The sequence below is a fragment of the Vibrio sp. 811 genome, assembly GCF_033339195.1.
Genome location: NZ_JAWOUB010000645.1, coordinates 1 through 594 on the forward strand (window position 1 = coordinate 1; position 594 = coordinate 594).

General features: G+C 46.6%; 1 pseudogene. It reads left to right on the forward strand.

Annotation, left to right across the window (positions count from 1 at the left end):
- Window positions 1-594: pseudogene (locus R7Q46_RS28595) on the forward strand (two-component sensor histidine kinase); the annotation flags it as partial.

A 594-nucleotide genomic window follows, 5' to 3' on the forward strand; every position in this document is an offset into this window, starting at 1 on the left:
AAAACTTGCTGGTGCAATTGAGTACTTTGCAACGGGTCATCGATATTGAATCGGCGGTGTACGACATGGCGATTGATGTTGCTGGCGCATCAATGCCGGAGCAGGTCGACAATGGGATGAAGGTGATTCACTTTCGCTTGATGGATCTGCAAGAAAGCAGCACAACCTTAATGAATCAGCCAACCTCAATCGCTTACAAACAGTTATTGCAAGAACTTGTGGTTGTGTTGAGTCCAGAAGGCGCGTTCGATAAACAATTGATGTCATTAGTGACGCTGAACGGCGATATTCAGAAAATACAAGAGCAAATCGCGCTCAGCATGGATGCCATTCATCAACAAATCGGTGAACTGGTTTCTACTGCGGACCAAACGTTCAAACAGGTGAAGAGTGAAACCGCCGAGCGTGTGTCTTATGGCAACCACGTTTTGATCGTCTGCTTTAGTTTGTCGATCATGACGAGCATGTTCTTGACGTATTACTTCATCAACCGCCGCATTGTGGCACGTTTGATAGGGTTAGGTGACAGTATTGATGCCATCATCAAAAACGACCTGAGCCATCCGGTTGTGGTGGACGGCAATGATGAGATCG